At 66.0% G+C, this 21,589-nt stretch carries 17 protein-coding genes and 1 pseudogene; 11 read left to right on the plus strand and 7 right to left on the minus strand.

Annotated elements, in window-relative coordinates:
- Positions 1-11 precede the first annotated feature (11 nt).
- From hpaE to NGB94_RS13925, 5 genes and pseudogenes are all read left to right on the plus strand, one after another.
- Positions 12-1,529 (plus strand): 5-carboxymethyl-2-hydroxymuconate semialdehyde dehydrogenase, encoded by a 1,518-nt coding sequence (gene hpaE, locus NGB94_RS13905; RefSeq protein ID WP_325791270.1) that lies wholly within the window; start codon positions 12-14, stop codon positions 1,527-1,529.
- Positions 1,530-1,558: 29 nt separating this feature from the next.
- Positions 1,559-2,629 carry a 3,4-dihydroxyphenylacetate 2,3-dioxygenase gene (gene hpaD / locus NGB94_RS13910; RefSeq protein ID WP_325791271.1) on the plus strand — a complete coding sequence of 357 codons (1,071 nt, stop codon included), beginning with the start codon at positions 1,559-1,561 and terminating at the stop codon, positions 2,627-2,629.
- A 281-nt stretch (positions 2,630-2,910) separates the two neighbouring features.
- Positions 2,911-3,351, plus strand: a pseudogene (locus NGB94_RS13915) (dihydrofolate reductase); the annotation flags it as partial.
- A 103-nt stretch (positions 3,352-3,454) separates the two neighbouring features.
- Positions 3,455-4,735 (plus strand): MFS transporter, encoded by a 1,281-nt coding sequence (locus NGB94_RS13920; protein WP_325791272.1) that lies wholly within the window; start codon positions 3,455-3,457, stop codon positions 4,733-4,735.
- A complete protein-coding gene (locus NGB94_RS13925) occupies positions 4,704-5,084 on the plus strand; it encodes a metalloregulator ArsR/SmtB family transcription factor (protein WP_325791273.1) in 381 nt (126 codons plus the stop codon). Before NGB94_RS13920 ends, NGB94_RS13925 begins: the two co-directional genes overlap by 32 nt.
- Before the next feature lie 21 nt (positions 5,085-5,105).
- Here NGB94_RS13925 and NGB94_RS13930 read toward each other — a convergent pair whose 3' ends face one another.
- Together NGB94_RS13930 and NGB94_RS13935 are read right to left on the minus strand one after the other, a co-directional pair.
- Positions 5,106-5,867 (minus strand): SDR family NAD(P)-dependent oxidoreductase, encoded by a 762-nt coding sequence (locus NGB94_RS13930; RefSeq protein ID WP_325791274.1) that lies wholly within the window; start codon positions 5,865-5,867, stop codon positions 5,106-5,108.
- Positions 5,868-5,882: 15 nt separating this feature from the next.
- Positions 5,883-6,884, minus strand: a complete 1,002-nt coding sequence (locus tag NGB94_RS13935) for an acetamidase/formamidase family protein (protein WP_325791275.1) — start codon at positions 6,882-6,884, stop codon at positions 5,883-5,885.
- Between the two features lie 278 nt (positions 6,885-7,162).
- Here NGB94_RS13935 and NGB94_RS13940 point away from each other — a divergent pair, with 278 nt between their 5' ends.
- Both NGB94_RS13940 and NGB94_RS13945 read left to right on the plus strand, forming a co-directional pair.
- The gene (locus NGB94_RS13940) at positions 7,163-8,275 is read left to right on the plus strand and encodes a Gfo/Idh/MocA family oxidoreductase (protein WP_325791276.1); all 1,113 of its coding nucleotides are present in this window, start codon (positions 7,163-7,165) and stop codon (positions 8,273-8,275) included.
- Positions 8,275-9,042, plus strand: coding sequence for a ThuA domain-containing protein (locus NGB94_RS13945; RefSeq protein WP_325791277.1), 768 nt, complete (start codon positions 8,275-8,277; stop codon positions 9,040-9,042). Before NGB94_RS13940 ends, NGB94_RS13945 begins: the two co-directional genes overlap by 1 nt.
- A 14-nt stretch (positions 9,043-9,056) precedes the next feature.
- Here the strand turns inward: NGB94_RS13945 and NGB94_RS13950 are convergent, their stop codons facing one another.
- The 3 genes from NGB94_RS13950 to NGB94_RS13960 form a co-directional block, all read right to left on the minus strand.
- Complete coding sequence (locus NGB94_RS13950; RefSeq protein WP_325791278.1) at positions 9,057-10,058, minus strand: sugar phosphate isomerase/epimerase family protein; 1,002 nt, start codon at positions 10,056-10,058, stop codon at positions 9,057-9,059.
- Positions 10,059-10,103: 45 nt separating this feature from the next.
- Entirely contained in the window at positions 10,104-11,240 is a 1,137-nt protein-coding gene (locus tag NGB94_RS13955) for a Gfo/Idh/MocA family oxidoreductase (protein WP_325791302.1), read from the minus strand.
- A 115-nt stretch (positions 11,241-11,355) separates the two neighbouring features.
- Positions 11,356-12,399 (minus strand): substrate-binding domain-containing protein, encoded by a 1,044-nt coding sequence (locus NGB94_RS13960; protein WP_325791279.1) that lies wholly within the window; start codon positions 12,397-12,399, stop codon positions 11,356-11,358.
- 208 nt (positions 12,400-12,607) lie between these two features.
- Here NGB94_RS13960 and NGB94_RS13965 point away from each other — a divergent pair, with 208 nt between their 5' ends.
- The 4 genes from NGB94_RS13965 to NGB94_RS13980 all read left to right on the plus strand — a co-directional run bounded on the left by NGB94_RS13965 (position 12,608) and on the right by NGB94_RS13980 (position 17,670).
- The gene (locus NGB94_RS13965; protein ID WP_325791280.1) at positions 12,608-14,125 is read left to right on the plus strand and encodes a sugar ABC transporter ATP-binding protein; all 1,518 of its coding nucleotides are present in this window, start codon (positions 12,608-12,610) and stop codon (positions 14,123-14,125) included.
- Entirely contained in the window at positions 14,122-15,171 is a 1,050-nt protein-coding gene (locus tag NGB94_RS13970) for an ABC transporter permease (RefSeq protein ID WP_418910656.1), read from the plus strand. Before NGB94_RS13965 ends, NGB94_RS13970 begins: the two co-directional genes overlap by 4 nt.
- Positions 15,172-15,231: 60 nt before the next feature.
- Positions 15,232-16,308: a polyprenyl synthetase family protein gene (locus NGB94_RS13975; protein WP_325791281.1), complete on the plus strand. Its 1,077-nt coding sequence runs from the start codon at positions 15,232-15,234 to the stop codon at positions 16,306-16,308.
- A 126-nt stretch (positions 16,309-16,434) separates the two neighbouring features.
- On the plus strand, positions 16,435-17,670 hold the full coding sequence (locus NGB94_RS13980; protein WP_325791282.1) for an ROK family protein: 1,236 nt from the start codon (positions 16,435-16,437) through the stop codon (positions 17,668-17,670).
- A gap of 89 nt (positions 17,671-17,759) precedes the next feature.
- Here NGB94_RS13980 and NGB94_RS13985 read toward each other — a convergent pair whose 3' ends face one another.
- Positions 17,760-19,844, minus strand: coding sequence for a PQQ-dependent sugar dehydrogenase (locus NGB94_RS13985; RefSeq protein ID WP_325791283.1), 2,085 nt, complete (start codon positions 19,842-19,844; stop codon positions 17,760-17,762).
- A 334-nt stretch (positions 19,845-20,178) separates the two neighbouring features.
- Positions 20,179-21,579, minus strand: coding sequence for an alkaline phosphatase family protein (locus NGB94_RS13990; RefSeq protein ID WP_325791284.1), 1,401 nt, complete (start codon positions 21,577-21,579; stop codon positions 20,179-20,181).
- Positions 21,580-21,589: the final 10 nt, after the last annotated feature.

Raw genomic sequence — 21,589 nt, forward strand, 5'->3', positions numbered from 1 at the left:
GGAGACGCCCCATGGCTGAGCACTACATCCCGGAGAACCTTCCGACCCACATCCAGCACTTCATCAACGGCGAATTCGTGGATTCCATCAACGGCGCCACCTTCGACGTGCTGGATCCGGTAACGAACCAGAACTACGCCACCGCCGCCGCGGGCCAGAAGGAGGACATCGACGCCGCCGTCGCTGCCGCCCGCGAAGCCTTCGTGAACGGCCCGTGGCCGAAAATGAAGCCGCGTGAGCGCGCCCGCATCCTCAACAAGATCGCCGACGCCGTCGAAGCCCAGGAAGAACGCCTGGCGGAGATGGAAACCTTCGACACCGGCCTGCCGATCACCCAGGCCAAGGGCCAGGCCCTGCGCGCCGCGGAGAACTTCCGCTTCTTCGCGGACCTGATCGTCGCCCAGTTCGACGACGCCATGAAGGTCCCCGGCAGCCAGATCAACTACGTGAACCGCAAGCCGATCGGCGTCGCGGGCCTGATCACCCCGTGGAACACCCCGTTCATGCTGGAGTCCTGGAAGCTCGCCCCGGCGCTGGCCACCGGCAACACCGTGGTGCTCAAGCCGGCCGAGTTCACCCCGCTCTCCGCTTCCCTGTGGGCGGACATCTTCACCGAAGCGGGCGTTCCGGCCGGTGTGTTCAACCTGGTCAACGGCCTGGGCGAGGAAGCCGGCGACGCGCTGGTGAAGCACCCGCAGGTTCCCCTGATCTCCTTCACCGGCGAGACCACCACCGGCCAGACCATCTTCCGCAACGCGGCAGAGAACCTGAAGGGCCTGTCCATGGAGCTCGGCGGCAAGAGCCCGTGCGTGGTCTTCGCGGACGCGGACCTCGACGCCGCCCTGGACTCCGCACTGTTCGGCGTCTTCTCCCTCAACGGCGAGCGCTGCACCGCCGGCTCCCGCATCCTGGTGGAGCGCCCGGTCTATGACGAGTTCTGCGAACGGTACGCTGCCCGCGCAAAGACCATCGTCGTCGGCGATCCCCACGACCCGAAGACGCAGGTGGGCGCCCTGGTGCACCCCGAGCACTTCAACAAGGTGGCCTCCTACGTGGAAATCGGCAAGACCGAAGGCCGCCTGCTGGCCGGCGGCGGCCGCCCCGAAGGCCTGGAAGAGGGCAACTACATTGCTCCCACCGTCTTCGCCGATGTGAAGCCCGACGCGCGGATCTTCCAGGAGGAGATCTTCGGCCCCGTCGTCGCGATCACCCCGTTCGACACCGAAGAAGAAGCCCTGGAACTGGCCAACAACACCAAGTACGGCCTGGCTGCCTACATCTGGACCCAGGACCTGACCCGCGCGCACAACTTCGCGCAGAACACCGAGGCCGGCATGGTGTGGCTGAACAGCCACAACGTCCGCGACCTGCGCACCCCGTTCGGCGGCGTGAAGGCCTCCGGCCTGGGCCACGAAGGCGGCTACCGCTCGATCGACTTCTACACCGACCAGCAGGCCGTGCACATCACCCTCGGCAAGGTGCACACGCCCAAGTTCGGCACCGACGACGCCGCCAAGACCGACGCCTAAATCCCCCTGCTCTGTTCGAAGGAGAACCCATGAACGCCAACCCCATTCCCAAGCCGTCCATCAACCCGCCGGACATTGTCCGCTGCGCCTACATGGAACTGGTGGTCACCGACCTGGCCAAGTCCCGCGAGTTCTACGTGGACGTCCTTGGCCTGCACGTGACCGAGGAAGATGAGAACGCCATCTACCTGCGCTCCCTCGAGGAGTTCATCCACCACAACCTGGTGCTGCGCAAGGGACCCGTCGCCGCCGTCGCGTCCTTCGCCTACCGCGTGCGCACCCCGGAAGACGTGGACATCGCCGAGGCGTACTACAAGGAAATGGGCTGCCGCACCGAGCGCCGGGCCAACGGCTTCACCAAGGGCGTGGGCGACTCCGTCCGCGTGGAGGACCCGCTGGGCTTCCCGTACGAGTTCTTCTACCACGTTGACCACGTGGAGCGCCTGACCCAGCGCTACGACCTCTACTCCGCCGGTGAGCTGGTGCGCCTGGACCACTTCAACCAGGTCACCCCGGATGTTCCCCGCGGCCGCGCCTACCTGGAGAACCTGGGTTTCCGCGTCTCCGAGGACATCAAGGACTCCGAGGGCACCACCTACGCTGCCTGGCTGCACCGCAAGGACACCGTGCACGACACCGCCCTCACCGGCGGCGACGGTCCGCGCATGCACCACGTTGCGTTCGCCACGCACGAGAAGCACAACATCATCCAGATCTGCGACAAGATGGGCGCCCTGCGCATCTCCGACCGGATTGAGCGCGGCCCCGGACGCCACGGCGTCTCCAACGCGTTCTACCTCTACATCCTGGATCCGGACGACCACCGCATCGAGATCTACACCCAGGACTACTACACCGGCGACCCGGACAACCCCACCATCACCTGGGACGTCCACGACAACCAGCGCCGCGACTGGTGGGGCAACCCGGTTGTTCCGTCCTGGTACACCGAGGCCTCCCTGGTCCTGGACCTGGAAGGCAACCCGCAGGAAATCGTCACCCGCACCGACTCCTCCGAAATGGAAGTGACCATCGGCGCTGACGGCTTCTCCTACACCCGCGGCGACGAGACCGACTTCAAGGTCGGTTCGCAGCTCTAAGGTCTAGCTGGATTACGACGGCGGGAGGGACAGCTTTGGCTGTCCCTCCCGTTTTCGTTTTGCTCCGGTTTGGGCTTTCTACTCCGGTTTTCACGTTTTGCTCCGGTTTGCGGGCCCCGGAGCCGGACCTACCGGAGCGGAATTGTCCGGGCCCGCCCCGGGCCAGCCGGTTCTCCCACCCTCCGTTACTCGTGGTGCGAGAGTGATCCCTCGAGGCAACTTCTTTCACGGAACGTGGGAACACCGGCGCGGAGCCGGCCCGCGTCGCGTCCCGGGCTGGCTCCTCCTACGACCACACCCGCCCGTACTGGGACTCGATCGGCGCAACCATCGTCGGCCGGCACGTGTTCGACCTGACCGACGGCTGGGGCGGCGAACCGCCCGGCGGGGTGCCGCACGTCGTCGTCGTTACCCACCGCCCGCCGCCGGAGGACTGGAACCCGGAGGCGCCGTTCAGCTTCGCCGACGGCATCGAACCGGCCATGATCCGGGCCCAGGAGCTGGTCGGGGACCGGATCGTGGAGGTGTCGGCGGGCGACGTCGGCGGCCAGGTCTTCTCTGCCGGGCTGGTGAATGAGGTGCGGATGGACGTCGCACCCGTGGTGCTCGGTGAGGGCAAACGCTACTTCGGTGCCGTGAACGCCGAACATCTGCTCGACGACCCGGACGTGGTCCTGCCGGGCACCCGGGTGCTGCACCTGCGCTATCCGGTGCGCCGCTAGCCCCTGCCCCGTCCGCAGCAGCCCGCCCGCGAACCCGCGCGCCGCCATCGTGTGCTATCCTATATGTGCACGTAATCGCACATATGCACTTAAAGGACAGTCCATGCTCTCGGTGTTGCGCAACGCAACGTACTCGCGGCTCTTTGCTGCTCAGGTCATTGCCCTGCTCGGGACCGGCCTGCTGACCGTGGGCCTTGGCCTGCTGGCCTACGATCTGGCGGGCAGTAACGCCGGCGCCGTGATGGGCACCGCCCTGCTGATCAAGATGCTGGCGTACGTGGGCCTGTCCCCGGTCATCAACGCCCTGGTGTCCAGGCTGCCGAAGAAGACGGTGCTGATCACCGCGGACATCGTCCGGGCGCTGATGGCCCTGCTCCTGCCCTTCATCACGGAGATCTGGCAGGTCTACGTGCTGATTTTCCTGCTGCAGGCCGCCTCGGCCACGTTCACGCCGGCTTTCCAGTCGCTGATTCCGCAGGTCCTGCCGGATCAGCGCCAGTACACCCACGCACTGTCGCTTTCCCGGCTCGCCTATGATCTGGAGGCACTGGTGAGTCCGGCGCTGGCGGCACTGCTGCTCACGGTGGTCAGCTACAACAATCTGTTCGTCGGCACCGTAGCCGGCTTCCTGTGCTCCGCAGCACTGGTGGCGGTGAACCGGCTGCCCCGGCGGACCGCGGACGACGGCGGTGAACCGGGCCCGCTGTGGCACCGGACTACTCTGGGCATGCGGATCTTCTGGCGCACCCCGCGGCTGCGGTCCCTGCTGGCGCTGAACCTGGTGGTCGCGGCGCCCACGGCGCTGATCCTGGTCAACTCAGTGGTCTACGTCCGCACCGTCCTGGGGCTCACCGACGCTGACCTCGCCCTGGCACTGGGCAGCTTCGGCGCGGGCTCCATGGCCGTCGCCCTCGCCGCTCCCCGGGCGCTGGAGCGCCTCGGGGACCGCACCGTCATGCTCTCCGGCGCCGTGCTGATACCCGTTGTGCTCGCCGCGGTCACCGCCCTGAGCTTCGCCGGCACCTCGGACTGGACGTGGCCGGTACTGCTGGGTCTGTGGTTCCTGATCGGTGCGGCCAACTCAGCCATCCTCACCCCGTCCGCCCGGCTGCTGCGCGATGCCGCCGACGATACCACGGCCCCGTATGTCTTCACGGCCCAGTTCTCCCTCTCCCACGCCTGCTACATCGTGGCCTACCCGCTGGCCGGATGGCTCGGCGCGTTCGCCGGACTGGGCCCGGCTGCCCTGGCACTGACCGTTCTTGCGATACTGGGAGCTGCAGGAGCTTTCACCTCCTGGCCTCGCAGCGGATCCGTTCCCCGCGAGGACCCCGCCAGCAAGGAGCAGATTCTTGAGCCGTCAGCCGGAAGTACCGCCCCGTGACGCCGTCGAGGCTCCCGGCTCCCTGACCCACCGGGTTACCCCGGATCCGGAGCTGCTCGCTGCCGGCGCCGCCACGCTGCGGCTGCTCGCCGAACCCACCCGGCTGCATCTGCTCTGGCAGTTGTCCCGCGGGCCCAAGACCGTCAGCGAGCTGGTCGACGCCGGCACCGCGCCGCGCACTGTCATCAGCCAGCACCTGGCCAAGCTGCGCCTCAGCGGGCTGGTTGACGCCCGGAAGGACGGCCGCCACGTCATCTACTCCCTGCACGACGGACACCTGGTCCGGCTGATCCAGGAAACCATCAACCTCGCCGACCACCAGGTCACCGGCGAACCGGCGCACGGCTGAACCGGCGCACAGCTGATCCGGCTAGAACTGGATCCCGCGGGACAGCCCGCCGTCCACCAGCACGTTCGCACCGGTCATCCGCGAGGCACGCGGACTGGACACGAACACGACGACGTCGGCGGTCTCCTGCGGAGTACCCATCCGGCCGGTGGGGTTCAGGGCAAGGGACTCGCTGAACATCTCCGGAGAACCGGCCTCAAGTCCCTGCCAGACGCCGCCGTCGAAATAAGTGTTGCCGGGCGAGACAGTGTTGGCGCGGATCCCGGAGTCCGCCAGCTGGAACGCCAGACCGGCCATGTAGGCGATGAGCGCGGACTTCACAGTTCCGTACGGTCCGGAGGCGAAGTCCACCTCCCGGCCGGAGACACTGGAGATCGCCACCAGCGACGGCGACTCGCTGCGGCGCACATGCGGGATCGCCGCCTGCATCAGCCGGACCGTGCCCATCAGATCCACCCGCAGGCTCGCTTCCCAGTTTTCAGCAGTGTCCGGAATGGCCAGCGCACTCACGTTGCTCACCACCGCGTCCAGCCCGCCGAAGCGCCCGGCGACGTCGTCCACCCAGGCGGCAACGCCGTCGCCGTCGCCCATGTCCAGGATGGCGCCCTCCACCTTCACGCCGCTGTCAGCGAGGTCCGCCTCGGTGGCGGCGATCTCCGCGGCATCCCGCGCGCAAAACGCAACATTCGCGCCCTCCGCGGCGAAGGCCTCCACAATGGCCCGGCCGATCCCCCGCGTTCCGCCGGTAACCAGCGCCGTCTTGCCGCTCAGCTGAAGATCCATGACCGCTCCTAGTTCCTAGAAAAGTTCTGCGCTGCGCCGGCGCAGGTCGGCGTGCAGGCCGTCGTAGGCATCGGCCCTGGGGAACAGCGACTTGCGGGCCTTGACGACCACTGAATAATTCGCGTCCACGGCGTTGGCGATCGGCGCCTGGGCGGTCTGGGTGAGGAGCTGGTAGGCGTCCATCTGGTGCAGGCCGAACAGCTCACCGAACCAGCGCACCATCTCCACCTGCCCAATCCGCCAGGAATCTTCCATGGGACGGGACGAGCCCACGGCCATCCACTCGCCGTCGGTCTCCAGCCGCGGCCAGGCCGGTGCGCCGCCCTTGATCAGCTCCACCAGGATCGTTGAGTGCATGGCGCCTTCGACGGCGGTGCCGCACGCTTCGCCCTCGCCCTGCCGGTAGTGCCCGTCGCCAATCGAAAAGAGCGCCCCGGGCTGGTTCACGCCGAGGTACACGGTGGTGCCGGCCTTCACTTCCGGGGCGTCCATGTTGCCGCCGAAACGCTCGGGCACCAGCGAGGAACGGACCTCGCCGCCGGGCGGGGCTACCCCCACGGTGCCGAGCATCGGTTCCAGCGGCAGGGCGACGTCGAAGTCCCCGAACCGGGCAGAGAACCCCACGGTCTGCCGGGCGGAGTCCACGTGATAAATCCAGGTGGTGTCCGGCAGCGGATCCTGCAGGAACGCGGTGCGGTCGGTGCTGGTCAGGCCGCCGAAGAACGGAATGGTGGCGGAAGCGCCGTAGTCCCGGGCCGGGAGCAGCCGGGCGATGTGCAGCGCCAGAGTGTCACCGGGTTCGGCGCCTTCCACATAGAACGGACCGGTCTGCGGGTTCACGAAGTTCAGGTTGACCTTCTCGCTGGAGAGGTCCTCCACGGAGGTCAGCGCATTGTTGAACGCGTCCTCCGACCAGAGTTTCAGCGCGGTTCCCGGCTTGATCCGCATCACCGGCTCAGCACCACCGAAGGTGTAAACCAGCTGGTCCGGGCGGGGACGATACTCAATGATCTCCATGCGCCGCGAGCCTAGCGGAGGTTTCCGTTTCTGGATACGGGGGCGTCCGGCCCGCCGGGCCGAAAACCACCTGCTGCGCCTGCTGTTGTCAATGTGCCCTGTGGGTTTCCAGTGACTGGTGCCGGATCCCACGCAAAAGCATTGACACTGTCCCCGGTCCCGCGCAAACCTGTCAGTCACCCAATGCCCCCAAAGCCAGCGAAACCGCTAGCCAGAGCAGGAATCCCGGCATCGGATTCCGCGCAGCCGGACAGGGAACAACCAATGGAGGACACCTCGTGAGCCACGCGCCAACCAGCACCACTCCGGACGCCCGGCCGCTGAAGGTGGGGGTGGTGGGCCTGGGCTGGGCCGGACAGCAGCACCTGGAAGCCTTTTCCGGCGCACCCGGAGTGGAGATTGTTGCCCTGGCCGGACTGGAAGTTCCCGTGCGGGACGAACTGCAGCAGCAGTACGGCATTGAGCACGCGTTTGCGGACTGGGAGGACCTGGTGGCCCTGGACGGGCTCGACGCCGTCAGCGTTGCGGTGCCCACCTTCCTGCACGCTCCCATCACCGTGGCGGCCCTCGGCCGCGGGCTCCATGTCCTGAGCGAAAAGCCGATCGCCCGCAACGCGGACGAAGGACAGGAAATGGTCGACGCCGCACGGCAGGCGGGCAGGGTGCTCGACGTCGCGTTCAACCACCGGCGCCGCGGGGACATCATGACCCTGCGCCGGATCATCGAAGCCGGCGACCTGGGCCGCCCCTATTATGCGAAGGCGTCCTGGCTGCGCCGCGCAGGAATCCCCATGCTGGGCAGCTGGTTCACCAACCGGAACATGTCCGGCGGCGGACCGCTGGTGGACCTGGGAGTCCACGTCCTGGACTATGCCCTGCACCTGCTCGGCGAGCCAAAGGTCCTCTCCGTCTCCGCCGCCACGTACTCCGAGCTGGGCCGCCACGGCCGCGGCGGCGATGAGAAGTACTCGGCCATGGCCACCCAGTCCGCCTTCGAGGTGGAGGACTTCGCCAGCGCGTTCGTGCGGCTGGAAGGCGGGGGAACCCTGGTGCTGGAAACCGGCTGGGCAGCTTACCGGGAGCAGGAGGACCTGCTGGATTTCCAGGTGTACGGAACCGAAGGCGGCGCCAGCCTGACCGCCGTCGGCGCCTCCAAGAATCCGGTCGCTGACCTGCGTGTCTTCACCGAGAAGGACGGTCACAACGCGGACTGGACCCCGGAAGTCTCCCCGGGTGCCGGCCACCAGGCGGTGATCGGTGATTTCCTGGCCGCGGTCCGCGGCGGACCGGAGGTCTGGGGAGCCCATGACGGGTCCCTGGCCCTGAGCCGGGCCCGCGTCATTGACGCCTGCTACCGCTCTGCCGCCGAGCAGCGGGAGGTGGAGGTCTGATGGCCCGCCCCGAAATTCCCGCCGTCCAGTTCGAGGACAAGGTGCGCGTCCTGGTCTGGAACGAAGGCGTGCACGAGGCGCTGAACCAGCCCGAGTCCATGGCCGCGGACTATCCGGAAGGCATCCACGGAGCCCTTGCCGGTGCGCTGGGCAGCTTCTTTCCCGGCTCCGACGTCCGCACCGCTGTCCTTTCCGATCCCGGGCACGGCCTGGACGAGGAGCGGCTCGCCGCCACGGACGTCCTGCTCTGGTGGGGGCACAAGGCGCACGGCGACGTGTCCGACGAGGTGGTTGAGCGGGTCCACCGCCACGTCCTGGGTGGAATGGGCCTGCTGGTGCTGCACTCCGGACACTTCTCCAGGATCTTCACGTCCCTGATGGGCACCACCTGCTCACTGCAGTGGCGGAATGACGGCGAGCGCGAGCTGGTGTGGACGGTCAAGCCGTCCCACCCGATTACCGACGGCGTTCCCAACCCCATCCACCTGCCGCGCAGCGAGATGTACGGTGAGCTTTTCGATGTCCCCGAACCGGATGACCTGCTGTTCATCAGCAACTTCGAAGGCGGCGAGGTGTTCCGCTCAGGCCTGACCTTCACCCGCGGCAGGGGCCGGATCTTCTACTTCAGCCCCGGCGACCAGGACTATCCGATCTACCACCACCCGGATATCCAGCGGGTCATAGCCAACGCCGTCCGCTGGGCCGCGCAGCCCGGAGCTGCGCGGTCCCGGCCGGAGGTGGGCAACCCGGAGCGGCGCTGGTCCTAGGGCCGCCGGGCGCGCTAGTCGCCGGTGCCGAACGCGGCGTCGAAGGAGGCCGACGGCGCCGGGTAGTCGAAGGCGCGCAGCCTCTCCAGCGCTTCGGGGGCACCGTGCAGGCGGTCCATCGACGCGTCTTCCCATTCCACGGAGATGGGGCCGTCGTAACCGATGGCGGACAGGGCGCGGAAGCTCGCTTCCCAGGGGACGCTCCCCCGCCCGGCGGAGACGAAGTCCCAGCCGCGCCGCGGGTCGCCCCAGGGCATATGGGAGCCAAGCACGGTCCGCTGTCCGCTGAGGTTCAGCAGGGTGTCCTTGCAGTCAACGTGGTAGATCCGGTCCTTGAAGTCGTAGATGAAACCCACGGGGTCGATGCCCTGCCACATGAAGTGGCTGGGGTCCCAGTTCAGGCCGAAGGCCGGGCGGTGGTTGACTGCTTCGAGGGCACGCTTGGTGGTCCAGTAGTCGTAGGCGATTTCCGAGGGGTGGACCTCGTGGGCAAACCGGACACCGCATTCGTCGAAGACGTCCAGGATGGGATTCCAGCGGTCCGCGAAGTCCTGGTAGCCGGCGTCGATCACGCTCTGCGGAACCGGCGGGAACATGGCCACGTACTGCCAGATGGAGGAGCCGGTGAACCCGACCACCGTCTTCACGCCGAGGGCGCGGGCCAGGCGGGCCGTGTTCTTCATTTCCTCAGCTGCGCGCTGCCGCACGCCTTCCGGGTCGCCGTCGCCCCAGACCTTTGAACCCACGATTGCCTTGTGGCGGAAGTCGATGGGATCGTCACAGACAGCCTGGCCCTTGAGGTGGTTGGAGATGGTCCACACCTTGAGGTTGTACTTCTCCAGCAGCTCAAGCTTTTCGCCGACGTAGTCCTCGTCGTCCCAGCGCCAGGCGTCCAGATGGTCTCCGGCAACCGTGATCTCCAGGCCGTCGTACCCCCAGGAGGAGGCCAGCCGGGCGACTTCCTCAAACGGAAGGTCCGCCCACTGTCCGGTAAACAGGGTGAAATTGCGTGCCATTGAATTTCTCCTCGGTGTTGGCCGGACCGCTGTGTCCGGGCCGGGTCAGCTTTCGGTTTTGGTCCAGATACTTTCGTTTGCCGCACTGCGTTCGACCCCGTTGAGGACCTTCTGCACCTGCAGTCCGTCGGCGAAGGACGGTTCCGGCTGGCGGCCCGCGGCGACGGCTTCCACAAAGTCCTTCACCTGGTGCGTGAAGCCGTGCTCGTAGCCCAGCATGTGTCCGGTGGGCCACCAGGCTGACATGTAGGGGTGTTCGGGTTCGGTGACCATGATGTCGGTGAATCCCTGCCGGGTTGCCGGCGCCGTCGCGTCGTAGAAGCCCAGGGAGTTCATCTTCTCGAGGTCGAAGCTGACGGCGCCGCGGGAGCCGGCCACCTCCACCCGCAGGGCGTTTTTCCTTCCGGTGGACATTCGGGTCGCTTCGAAGGAGCCCATGGCGCCGCCGTCGAACCGGCTGTTAAAGAGGGCGAGGTCGTCCACGGTGACCGGCCCCCGCTCGTCCGTTCCCGTACCGGCCAGCCCGGATGCTTCGCCCAGCAGCGGGCGCTCGTGGACAAAGGTATTAAGGGTGCCGCTGACGGCCGTGATCTTCTGGCCGGTGATGAACTGCGCCAGGTCGACGGCGTGGGCGCCCAGATCTCCCAGCGCACCGGAACCGGCGGCGTCCTTTTGCAGCCGCCACGTCAGCGGAGCCTCGGGATCTACCAGCCAGTCCTGCAGGTAGACGGCGCGTACCTGCCGGATCTCGCCGATGGCACCGGATTGAACCAGGTCCCGGGCGAAGGATGCCGCGGGCACCCTGCGGTAGGTGAAGCCAACCATGGCCCGGCCCTCCGCGCCCTCGGCAGCTGCCGCCATGGCCTCTGCCTCTTCCAGTGTGTTGGCCAGGGGTTTCTCGCACAGCACGTGCTTGCCGGCTTCGAGCGCTGCGATGGCTATCTCGGCGTGGGATGCGCCGGGGGTAACGATGTCTATGACGTCGATGTCGTCCCGGGCAACGGCCGCCCGCCAGTCTGTCTCAGTCTCCTCCCACCCCCATTTGCGGGCGGCTGCCTCCGCCCGCGCGGCGTCGCGCCCTACAAGGGCTGTCATTTCCGGAGCTGCAGGCAGGTCAAAGAACCGGGGGGCAACCCGCCATCCCTGTGAATGGGCAGCACCCATGAACCCGTGGCCAATCATGGCAACTCTCAGGGGCGAGACTTCGTTCAGCATGTTTCCTCTTATCCGGCGGTTGAAAAGCTCAGCGGCAGCGGCGGGGCGCCCGTCGCCTGTTCAGGCGCCCCGCCCATCGTTCCTAGGATTCGAAGGCAGTCGGCATGTACTGCTCGACGTTCTCCTTGGTGACAACCGGCGCGTTCAGGACAATGCGCTTGGGGACCTCAACTTCAACCAGGTCGCTCATCGCCTTTTCCTGCGCGATCAGCCGGGCCAGGCGGATTCCGTCTGCTGCCTGGGTGGACGGGTAGATCACCGTGGCTTCCAGCACGCTTTCACCGGACTGGATCTCCCGCATGGCGTTTGCCGATCCGGCGCCGCCAACCATGAAGAACTCGTCCCGGCCTGCGTTGTCGATGGCGGCCAGCACGCCGATGCCCTGGTCGTCGTCGTGGTTCCAGATGGCGTCGATCTCCGGGGCAGCGGAGAGAAGCTGCGACGTCGTTGCCTCCCCGCCCTGGACGGTGAAGTCCGCGGCTACGCGGTTGCTGACCTCGAGTCCGCAGGATTCGAGTGCGTCGGCGAAGCCGCGGCTGCGGTCCTGCGTCAGCGGCAGGGAGTCGATTCCGGCGATTTCCGCGACGACGGCGTCGTCCTGGCCATCGAGCCGCTCGCAAATGTAGTTGCCGGCACTCACGCCCATGCCGTAGTTGTCCCCGAGGACGGTGGCACGGGCTGCGGTCGGGCTGGAGAATTCACGGTCAACGTTGATCACGGGGATGCCGGCCTCCGTGGCCTGGGTGGCGACCTGGGTCAGCGCGGCGCCGTCGGTCGGCAGCAGCACAATGGCGTCGACGCCGTCGTTAATGAACTGTTCAACCTGGCTGATCTGCAGGTTGGCGTCGTTGGTGCCTTCCGCGACCCGCAGCTCAACGTCCGGAAGGTCTTCTGCGGCGGCAAGGGCAGCGCTGTTAATGGCGCCGAGCCATCCGTGGTCTGCGGCCGGGCCCGAAAAACCGATGACGACGGTGTCGCCCTCGGCCTGGTTGCCCTCAACCGAGGCGTTGGTGGGCTGGCTGTCGGTGTCTCCGCCTTCGGAGGTGCACCCCGTTACCAAGGCGCCCACAGCAAGGAAGGCACCGGCGTGGATGAGCATTTTCCGTTTCTTAAGAACTGCAGGCATCTGTGTCTCCTCATTGAGTAAGTGCGTCTTTGCTGCGTCTTTTATTCGTCTTCTAGCCGTCTTCTCTGCGTCTCTGTTGCGTCTTTGTCTTCGGATACGGCCGCCTCTGAAAGCCGCAACTTTGCGTGACTCGCATCACAATAACAGAAGATTGGAAATAATCGACGACCTTATACCGACTGCCGACATAATGTGTTAGGTTCCTCACATGTTCGATGAAGATCAGCCCCCTTTGCTCGAGGTGCGCGGCCTCTCGAAGCATTTCGGCGACGTACAGGTACTCAAGGGCGTGGACCTGCAGGTGCTCCCGGGAGAGGTCCACTGTGTGATGGGCCAGAACGGTGCCGGCAAGTCCACCCTGATCAAGACCCTCTCCGGCGTGCATGAACCGGACGGCGGGGTGATCCTCTGGGAGGGACAGGAGGTATCCCTCCCGCATCCGACGGAAGCACTGGGCCTTGGCATCGCGACCATGTACCAGGAACTGGATGTGGTGGATGGCCTGACCGTCGCGGAGAACATTTTCCTGGGCCACGAGAACGCCCGCGGAGGAATCCTGAACGTCCGGAAGGCCAACGCCCTGACCCGGGCGCTGCTGAAGCGGCTGGGGCACAGCCGGCTTTCTCCCTCGGCCGAGGTGGGGTCGCTGTCCGCCGCCAACAAGCAGATTGTCAGCCTGGCGAGGGCCCTCTCCCGCGACACCAGGCTCATCATCATGGACGAGCCCAGTGCCATCCTCGACTCCGGTGAAGTGGCCAACCTCTTCCGCGTCATCCGGGAACTCACCTCCCAGAACATCGCCGTGGTGTACATTTCCCACCGGCTCGAAGAGATCCGCCAGATCGGCGACCGGATTTCCGTCCTCAAGGACGGCAAGAGCACTGCCAGCGGGCTTCAGGTCGCGGAGACTTCACGGTCGGAGCTTGTCCGGCTGATGACGGGACGGGACGTAGAGAACGTCTTTCCGCCGCGGCAGCCCATTGCCCCGGACGCTCCGGTCGTCCTGGACGTGGAGGACCTTGAAGTCCAGGGCGAGTTCCGGAAAGTCAGTTTCACTATCCGGGCAGGGGAAATCCTCGGCCTGGCAGGCCTGGTCGGATCCAAGCGTTCGGAGATCCTGGAAACCATCTGCGGAGTACGGAAACCTACCTCGGGCAGGATCTCGGTCAACGGAAAACGGCTCCGGCCCGGCTCGGTGCCCGCAGCCGTCAACGCGGGAATCGGCCTCTCCCCGGAAGAACGGAAAAGCCAGGGACTCATCCTGGATGAGCCGCTGTTCAAGAACGTCACGCTGTCCACGTTCGAGCGGTTCGCACGCGCCGGTTACCTCAATGAAAAGGCGGAGCGGGACGCAGCACGGGAGCAGATCACCGCATTGGAACTGCGTCCGGCGGATCCGGACCGGCCCACCCGCACGCTTTCCGGCGGCAACCAGCAAAAGATCCTCCTGGCCCGCTGGGTGGTCCACGGCACCCCGGTGCTGCTGCTCGACGAACCCACCCGCGGCGTCGACGTCGGCGCGCGGGCGGAGATCTACAACCTGATCCGCAGGCTCGCGGCCGGCGGGACAGCCATCATCGTCGTCTCCAGCGAAATCGAAGAAGTGCTGGGACTCGCTGACAAGGTACTCGTCATCGATGACGGCAACGTCCTGGCCGAAACCAATCCAAGCGACATTGACGAGCATGGCGTGCTCGATCTCATCATGAAGGGAAGTGCCGCGTGAGCGAGCCAAACACCACGGTCGCTGATCCGACCAACACCCCGCCCGGCGGCACCGAGGCCCGGCCCAACCCGCTCAGGAATGCCCTGGGCGGTTCAGCCGGACGCAGCCTCGGGCTGGTCCTCGCACTCGGCCTGCTCGTCGCCGTCGGCGCCGTCACCAGCGGTGACCGGTTCCTCAATGTGGAGAACTGGCTCACCATCCTGCGGTACGCGTCCATCCTCGGCGTCGTTAGCATTGGCGTCACTTTCGTCATCACGGCCGGGGGTATCGATCTGTCCGTGGGCTCGGTCCTGGGCCTGGCCACCGTGGTCGCCAGCCTCACCAGTGTGCAGCTCGCGGCAGCGCAGTCATCGTGGCTGCTGATGGTTTTGGTGGCTCTTGCAGTCGGCGCTGGAGTCGGACTGCTAAACGGTGTGGTGATCGCCTACGGAAACGTTGTTGCCTTCATCGCCACCCTCGCCACACTGGTGGGCGCGCGGGGACTCGCGGAGCTGATCTCCGGGCGCAGCACGCAGATCGTCACCAATCGGGACTTCTCCAAGGTCATGCGGGGAGAGTTCCTCGGCATTCCGGTCCTCGTGTGGATCTTCATCCTGGCCGCCGCCGTCGGCTGGTTCCTGCTGAACCGCACCACGTTCGGGCGAAGGACCGTTGCCATCGGCGGCAACCGGGAAGCCGCCCGGCTTGCCGGCGTCAAGGTCAAGCGGCACCTGGTAGCGCTGTACGTCCTGTCCGGACTTTTCGCCGGCATTGGCGCTGTCATGATGCTCGGACGAACAACTGCCGGCACCTCCACGCACGGCCTGCTCCTGGAACTCGACGCGATTGCCGCCGTCGTTGTGGGCGGAACCCTGCTGATCGGCGGACGCGGCACCATCATGGGCACCGTCCTGGGCGTGCTGATTTTCGCCACGCTCACCAACATCTTCACGCAGAACAACCTGGACACCTCCGTCCAGGCAATCGTCAAGGGCATGATCATCGTGGTCGCGGTCCTGCTGCAGCAGCGCTTCGCTTCCAGGAGGCCGTCCAAGCGGGGCGGATAGCCGCCCGCGGCGGCGGGCAGACCAGCCGGGCACCAGGAACGAAGCAGAGGGCACGCACCCGTGAAATTCCTTGACGCAGAGTACGCATTGGAAACCGACGCCGGGCTGGAACTGGTCGAAGACGTGCTGGACCGGTTCTTCACCGAAGCCAAGCTGCGGGCTGTCTCCGTTCACCCGGCCTACCTCAGCCTGTGGGAGGCGATTGAACGGAACGCCGCCGGCGGCAAACGCTTCCGGCCGCGCCTCCTGCTGCTCGCCTACCGCCGGCTGGGAGGGTCCGATCCTGCTGGGGCGGCGCGGCTCGGAGCCGTCTATGAACTCCTGCACAACGCCTTCCTCATCCACGACGACGTGATCGACAGGGACGTAGTCAGGCACGGAGTTCCCAACCTCTCCGGGCACTACGCCAACAAGTCACGGCGCGCGGGCGCCTCCGAGGAAAGCGCACAGCATGCCGGCATGGCCGCCGGGCTGCTGGCCGGAGACCTGGTCCTTGCCGGGGCGTACCGTCTCCACGAAAGCGTTGAAGCGGACGGCGGGATCCGGAACCAGCTCAGGTCGATCCTGGACCACGCGGTTTTCTCCTCGATCGGTGGAGAGCTGCTGGATGTCGAGTTCGCCCGGGCCGCGGACATGCCCTCGCCGGAGGAGGTCCGGACGGTGGCCCGCCGCAAAACCGCCGTCTACTCATTCGAGGCGCCGCTCCAGGCCGGTGCGGTGCTGGCAGGCGCTGCCTCTGCCGCGGCAGCGCTGGCGGCCTTTGGACGCGACGCCGGGATTGCCTACCAGATTGCCGACGACGTCCGCGGGACGTTCGGGGACGAAGCGGACACGGGTAAGACGAACAGCGGGGATCTCCGGGAAGGCAAACGGACAGTCCTGCTCTCCTACGCAGCCTCCAGACCCCAGTGGCAAGAGATTTCGGAGCTCATGGACGGCGGCGAAATGACGGCGGAAGAGGTGCAGAAGGTCCGGGATCTGCTCACGGAGTGCGGCGCCCGGGAACACGCCGTCCAGCTGGTATCCGAACACGCCCAGGCGGCCGTGAAGCAACTGGGGGAAGAGATTCCGGCGGAGCTGGCGGAGAGCCTGGAAAGCCTCATGTTCTCGCTCACCGCCGGGCTTCGCGCCCCCTGAACCCGCTGCCGCGGGCGGCGCCCCGGAGCGGGAATACTATGGGAAACTAGTCCGGTTCTGGCCCGTCCGCCAGAAGGACCTACTACGGGGGAAGAATATGTCTGCGTGGAATGCGGCTCCTGCCGAATGACTGACTCAGCCTTGGGCAGGACGCCTGCCCGTACGTACCTGGGCAGCAACCGGGATTCGAGCCGCCAGCACAATCTCTCCACAGTCCTGCAGCTTGTCCACTCCACCGGCGGCATTTCCCGGGCGCAGCTCACCCGCACCACCGGGCTGAACCGGTCTACGATTGCCGCCCTGGTCGGCGAGCTGTCCCAGCTGGGCCTCGCGGTGGAAAGCGACCTGGATCCGGCGCAGCAGCACGGCCGCCCCAGCATCATGATCGAGCCCAGCCCCGCTGCCCTGGCGCTGGCCGTCAACCCGGATGTCGACGTCGTCAGCGTCGCCCTGGTCTCGCTCGGCGGGCACATCGTTAATACTGTCCGCTTCCATACCGTCCGGGCCCCGTCCGGCGTGGAAGTGGTCAACATCGTGACCGCCATCTACGCGGGCATGCGCACCTCCCTGCCGGCCGGCCACCGGATCATGGGCGTGGGCCTCGCGATCCCAGGACTGGTGCGCCCTGATGACGGAACAGTTATTGATGCGCCGCATCTGGGCTGGCAGGACGAACCGCTGAGCTCCCGCCTGGGCGAGGCCATGGGCCTGCCGGTTTTCTCAGCGAACGACGCCGTTGTGGGCGCCCGCGCCCAGGCCGCGTTTGGTGCCGGGCGGGGCGTGGCAGACCTGGTGTATCTGTACGGCGGGGCCAGCGGAATCGGCGGCGGTGTCATCAGCGACGGACGCCTGATCCGCGGGGCTACCGGATTCGCCGGGCAGCTGGGCCACACCCACGTGCGCACCGGCGGAGCAGCCTGCACCTGCGGTTCCGCCGGCTGCCTGGAAGCGGAGGTCACCCGAGCGGCCCTGGTTGAGGCCGTAGGCCTGCCGGCCGGAGAAATCGAGGACCTTGAGGAAGCGCTCCTGGAGAAGCTTCAGGACGGATCCGGCAATGAGCGGCTGCGCTCCGTCATCCAGCAGCAAACCGGGCTGCTGGCGGTAGGGCTGAAATCGGTGATGAGCCTGATCAACCCTTCAGTTGTAGTGCTGGGCGGGTTCCTGCGCATCCTGGTACGCGCGGCACCGGGCGCCCTGGAAGAAGCACTGTCCGGCTCCGGAACCCGCGGGCCCTGGGAGAACGTGAGGATCGAGCTCGCCCCGCTGGGTGACGACCCCATCCTGATCGGAGCCGCGGAGCTGGTCTTCGAACCGCTGCTGGCAGACCCGGCCGGTTTCCTGCAGCGGCCGGCAGGCCAGTAGTCCCACGGAGAAGGACCCCTGCACCGGTTTCCCGGCCCAGGGGTCCTTTCCTGTTCCTTGTCTAGGGTCGCTCCTGTTGGAGACGGTCTTTAGTTGCCGGGGACCAGCACAACCTCCGCCGTTCCGGTCAGCGGACCTGTGCCGCCGTCGCCCGAGTCAGTGTAGGAGGCGCTGAAAACGCCCGACAGATTGTCGGTCGCGGGATCATGGCCTTCAGGCACTGTGGTGACGATGGATCCGGTGCAGCCCGTGGTGGTGGTCTGCGGGTGTCCGTGGCTGTCATGGCCCAGGATGTAGGTGACCTGGACACGTGAGCAGTCAACCGGCTGGTCGTCCGTCACACGTACTTCGTAGCTGACCGTGTCACCGAACTGGAAGGACTGGCCTGAAACGGGAGTCACGAACTCCACCACCGGAGCCTGGTTGCCCACTTCGATGAACACCTCTGCCGAGGAATACTTGCCCCGGTGCTTGCCGCCCTGGTCGGTCACCTGGAGGTTGGCCGTGTACGTGCCGATCTCCTCATAGGTGTACGTGGGGTTGGGTTCGCGCGAGTCCACCACTCCGTCGGAGTTGAAGTCCCAGGCGTAGCGCAGCCTGTCGCCGTCGGCGTCCGTGGTTCCCGCGCTGGAGAACTGGACGGTCAGCGGTGACATGCCCACGGTGGGAGTGCCGGAGGCGACGGCAACGGGGGTGTGGTTTCCGCCCTCGCCAATAAAGTCGATGCGGGAGAGCTGGGCGTCCGGGTTCTCGCCAAAGTACCCGTCGCCGTATTCCAGCACGTAGAGCGCACCATTGGGGCCGAACTCCATGTCCATGGGGTTGTCCACGATGAGCGAATCCACCACGTCCTCAATGGAGACGAGCGCACCGTCCTTGGTAGTCATGGCCTTGATGTAGTCGCGGGTCCACTCGTACAGGAAGGACTTTCCGTCGTAGTACTCGGGCCAGGCGACGGGCGCCCGTCCCTTGCTGGCCTTCTTGTCGAAGTGGTAGACCGGGCCGGCCATGGGACCGATTCCGCCGGTCTCAAGTTCCGGGAACTCCGGGGACAGCCCGTAGGAGTACCAGACCTGGGGCTGTGCCACCGGGGGCAGTTCGCGCAGCCCGGTGTTGTGCGGTGACTCGTTCACGGGTGCAGCGCAGTTGAACGGTTCTCCGGACGTGCCGGTGGCGAAGTCGTAGTCCACATACGGCAGCTCGGCCGTGGCGCAATACGGCCATCCGTAGTTGGACGGTTCGGTGACCACTGCCCACTTGCCTGTTCCGGCCGGGCCCCTCAGCGGGTCAGCCGTGCCGGCGTCGGGAGAGTAGTCACCGATGAAGAGTTCCCCGGTTTTCCGGTTCAGTTCAATGCGGAACGGGTTGCGCAGTCCCATCACGTAGATCTCGGGGCGCGTCTGGGGTGTTCCCGGTGCAAAGAGATTGCCGGACGGAATCGTGTACCCGCCGTCCTTGGTGGGGGTTATGCGAAGCACCTTGCCGCGGAGGTCGTTCGTGTTGGCGGAAGTGCGCTGCGCATCGAACGCCGGGTTGCTTTCCGGCCGCTCATCGATCGGAGTGTAACCGCCGGAGGAGAAGGGGTTGGTGTCGTCACCCGTGGAGAGATACAGGTTGCCCTGGGCGTCGAAGACAATATCTCCGCCCACATGGCAGCAGATTCCGCGGTCCACCGGAACCTGCAGCATCCGCTGTTCGCTGTCCATGTTGATGGTGCTTCCGTCGAACTGGAACCGCGAGAGCTGGAGGTAGCCCTTGAACGGCTCAAAGTCTTCAGCCGTACCGGTTGTTGGCGCATCGCCCTCGTTGATTCCCGGCGTAGCAGGATCATCCACCGGTGTGTCCAGCGGCGGGGAGTAGTACATGTAGACCCAGTTGTTGCCTTTCTTTCCGAAGTTCGGGTCAATGGCGATGCTCTGCAGGCCTTCTTCGTCGTGCTCATAGACGTCCACCGTTGCGGCCAGGGTGTTCAGCCCGGACTCGGCGTCATTGAGCCACACTTCCCCCTGGCGGGTGGTGTGCAGGACGTCGCTGTTGGGCAGCACGGCAAGGTCAACGGGCTCGCCCGGGTAGTCATTAAGCGTCACCTTCTGGAACGCGGAGTCCGGCGGGGCAGTGGGCGGAGCGGGCTTCGGTTTTGCCTGCGCCGGAACTGCTGCCAGGGAAACTGCCATCAGCGCGGCCAGTGCAAGTGCTGCCCCGGCCCGCCGTGTACGCCTGGCGGAGGTTTTGGCATCCGCCTGATGCCCGGGTGATTGCGCTAACCCGTGTCTTTTGACTGTCATCGCTCTCTCTCTTCTCGCCATTGAGGACCCGGACCAGCCGGTGTCAGGTCAGATAGAACGCTAATTGAGGCATTCAGGAACCGCTAGTGGTTTGAAAAAACAAAGCCTCCCTTTCTAAAAGTTTCCTAAACCCCTGTGAAATCAGGGCAGAACAGTATGGCCCAAGGTCAATTCACGGGCAGAACAGCATTTTGTTGTTGGATAAACAGAAGTCAGTTTGGTGTCATTCAGGCAGCCCCTGGGTCTGCAGGACAAGAGACTTCACTGCGGCTGCCGGAATCTGTTTCCCCAGCCGCAGCAGTTCCTCGGCAAAGGGGGGGATGGCCTGCTCGGAGGAGATCACCAGCGGGGTGCTTTCCCGGAACCCCGGAAGCCTGCCGTGGGTACCGCGGACGTGGCGGGCGTCGAGGGGCACCGTGCTCATGGCGTAGCGCAGCCCTGCCTTCTTCCGCACGAGGTTGAGGCCGGCCTTGGCTTTTGCCAGCCTGTCCTCCGGGTCGAAGAACAGTTCGCTCGGGTCGTAGCCGGGTTTCCGGTGGATATCCACGCCGCGGGCGTACTCGGGCGCACGCGCATCGTCCAGCCAGAAATAGTAGGTAAACCAGGCGCCGGGTTCGGCAATCACCACCAGCTCACCGGACCGCTCATGGTCCAGGCCGTACTTTGCCTGGGCGTTCCGGTCCAGGACTTCGTCCACTCCCCCGGTTCCCCGCAGTATCTCCGCCGTGCGCGCGACGTCGTCGGGATCCGAAACATACACATGGGCCACCTGGTGGTCCGCTACGGCAAAGGCGCGGGACGTCCACGTGTCCAGCTGCTCCTTCCCGTCCTGCACATAGACCTCCAGCAGGCCCTCCCTGCGCAGGACGCGGTTGATGTCCACCGGCAGGTGCGCCTCTTCAATGCCGTATTCCGATACAGCGATAACCGCGTATCCACGGGACTGGGCTTCCTGCAGCAGGGGGGCCAGCGCGGCATCCAGTTCGGCAGCCGCAGCAGCTGCCTGCGGATGGCTGGGCCCAAAGCGCTGCAGGTCGTAGTCGAGGTGCGGAAGGTAGGCCATCAGCAGATCGGGCGACTGGGTCCGCATGATGTGCCTGGTGGACTCCGCGATCCACTGCGTCGATGCGATGGCGGCGGTCGGCCCCCAGTACTGGAACAGCGGAAACTCGCCGAACCTGGACACCAGTTCGTCATGCAGTTCCGGGGGACGAATGTACGCATCCGGCGATTTCCTGCCGTCCGCGTGGTAAATCGGCCGGGGCGTGACGGTCAGGTCCGTGGACATGCCCATGGCGTACCACCAGCAGACATTGCCCGCCCGGTAATCCGGTTCCTTGCGGCGGGCACTCTCCCAGATCTTTTCCCCGCTGACCAGCTTGTTGTGCTGGCGCCAGAGGAACACTTCGCCCAGCTCACGGAAATACCAGCCGTTGCCCACAATCCCGTGCCCTGACGGCGGCAGGCCCGTGAGCATCGTGGACTGGACAGTGCAGGTGACCGCCGGAAGGACGGTGGCCAGCTCCGATGACCAGCCTCCTGCAGCGAGCCTGGACAGATTGGGCATATCGCGCAGCGACTGCGCCGTGAGTCCCACAATGTCGAGCAGCAGTACCGGTTTCAAGGGCTCTCCT

This window comes from Arthrobacter koreensis (genome assembly GCF_035792275.1).
Taxonomy (GTDB): domain Bacteria; phylum Actinomycetota; class Actinomycetes; order Actinomycetales; family Micrococcaceae; genus Arthrobacter_B; species Arthrobacter_B koreensis_A.

Excerpts from the sequence above, each read along its gene's own strand:
- hpaE (WP_325791270.1), top strand. The coding sequence starts at position 12 with ATGGCTGAGCACTACATCCCGGAGAACCTTCCGACCCACATCCAGCAC.
- hpaD (WP_325791271.1), top strand. The coding sequence starts at position 1,559 with ATGAACGCCAACCCCATTCCCAAGCCGTCCATCAACCCGCCGGACATT.
- NGB94_RS13920 (WP_325791272.1), top strand. The coding sequence starts at position 3,455 with ATGCTCTCGGTGTTGCGCAACGCAACGTACTCGCGGCTCTTTGCTGCT.
- NGB94_RS13930 (WP_325791274.1), bottom strand. The coding sequence starts at position 5,867 with ATGGATCTTCAGCTGAGCGGCAAGACGGCGCTGGTTACCGGCGGAACG.
- NGB94_RS13935 (WP_325791275.1), bottom strand. The coding sequence starts at position 6,884 with ATGGAGATCATTGAGTATCGTCCCCGCCCGGACCAGCTGGTTTACACC.
- NGB94_RS13945 (WP_325791277.1), top strand. The coding sequence starts at position 8,275 with ATGGCCCGCCCCGAAATTCCCGCCGTCCAGTTCGAGGACAAGGTGCGC.
- NGB94_RS13950 (WP_325791278.1), bottom strand. The coding sequence starts at position 10,058 with ATGGCACGCAATTTCACCCTGTTTACCGGACAGTGGGCGGACCTTCCG.
- NGB94_RS13955 (WP_325791302.1), bottom strand. The coding sequence starts at position 11,240 with ATGATTGGCCACGGGTTCATGGGTGCTGCCCATTCACAGGGATGGCGG.
- NGB94_RS13960 (WP_325791279.1), bottom strand. The coding sequence starts at position 12,399 with ATGCCTGCAGTTCTTAAGAAACGGAAAATGCTCATCCACGCCGGTGCC.
- NGB94_RS13965 (WP_325791280.1), top strand. The coding sequence starts at position 12,608 with ATGTTCGATGAAGATCAGCCCCCTTTGCTCGAGGTGCGCGGCCTCTCG.
- NGB94_RS13980 (WP_325791282.1), top strand. The coding sequence starts at position 16,435 with ATGACTGACTCAGCCTTGGGCAGGACGCCTGCCCGTACGTACCTGGGC.
- NGB94_RS13985 (WP_325791283.1), bottom strand. The coding sequence starts at position 19,844 with ATGGCAGTTTCCCTGGCAGCAGTTCCGGCGCAGGCAAAACCGAAGCCC.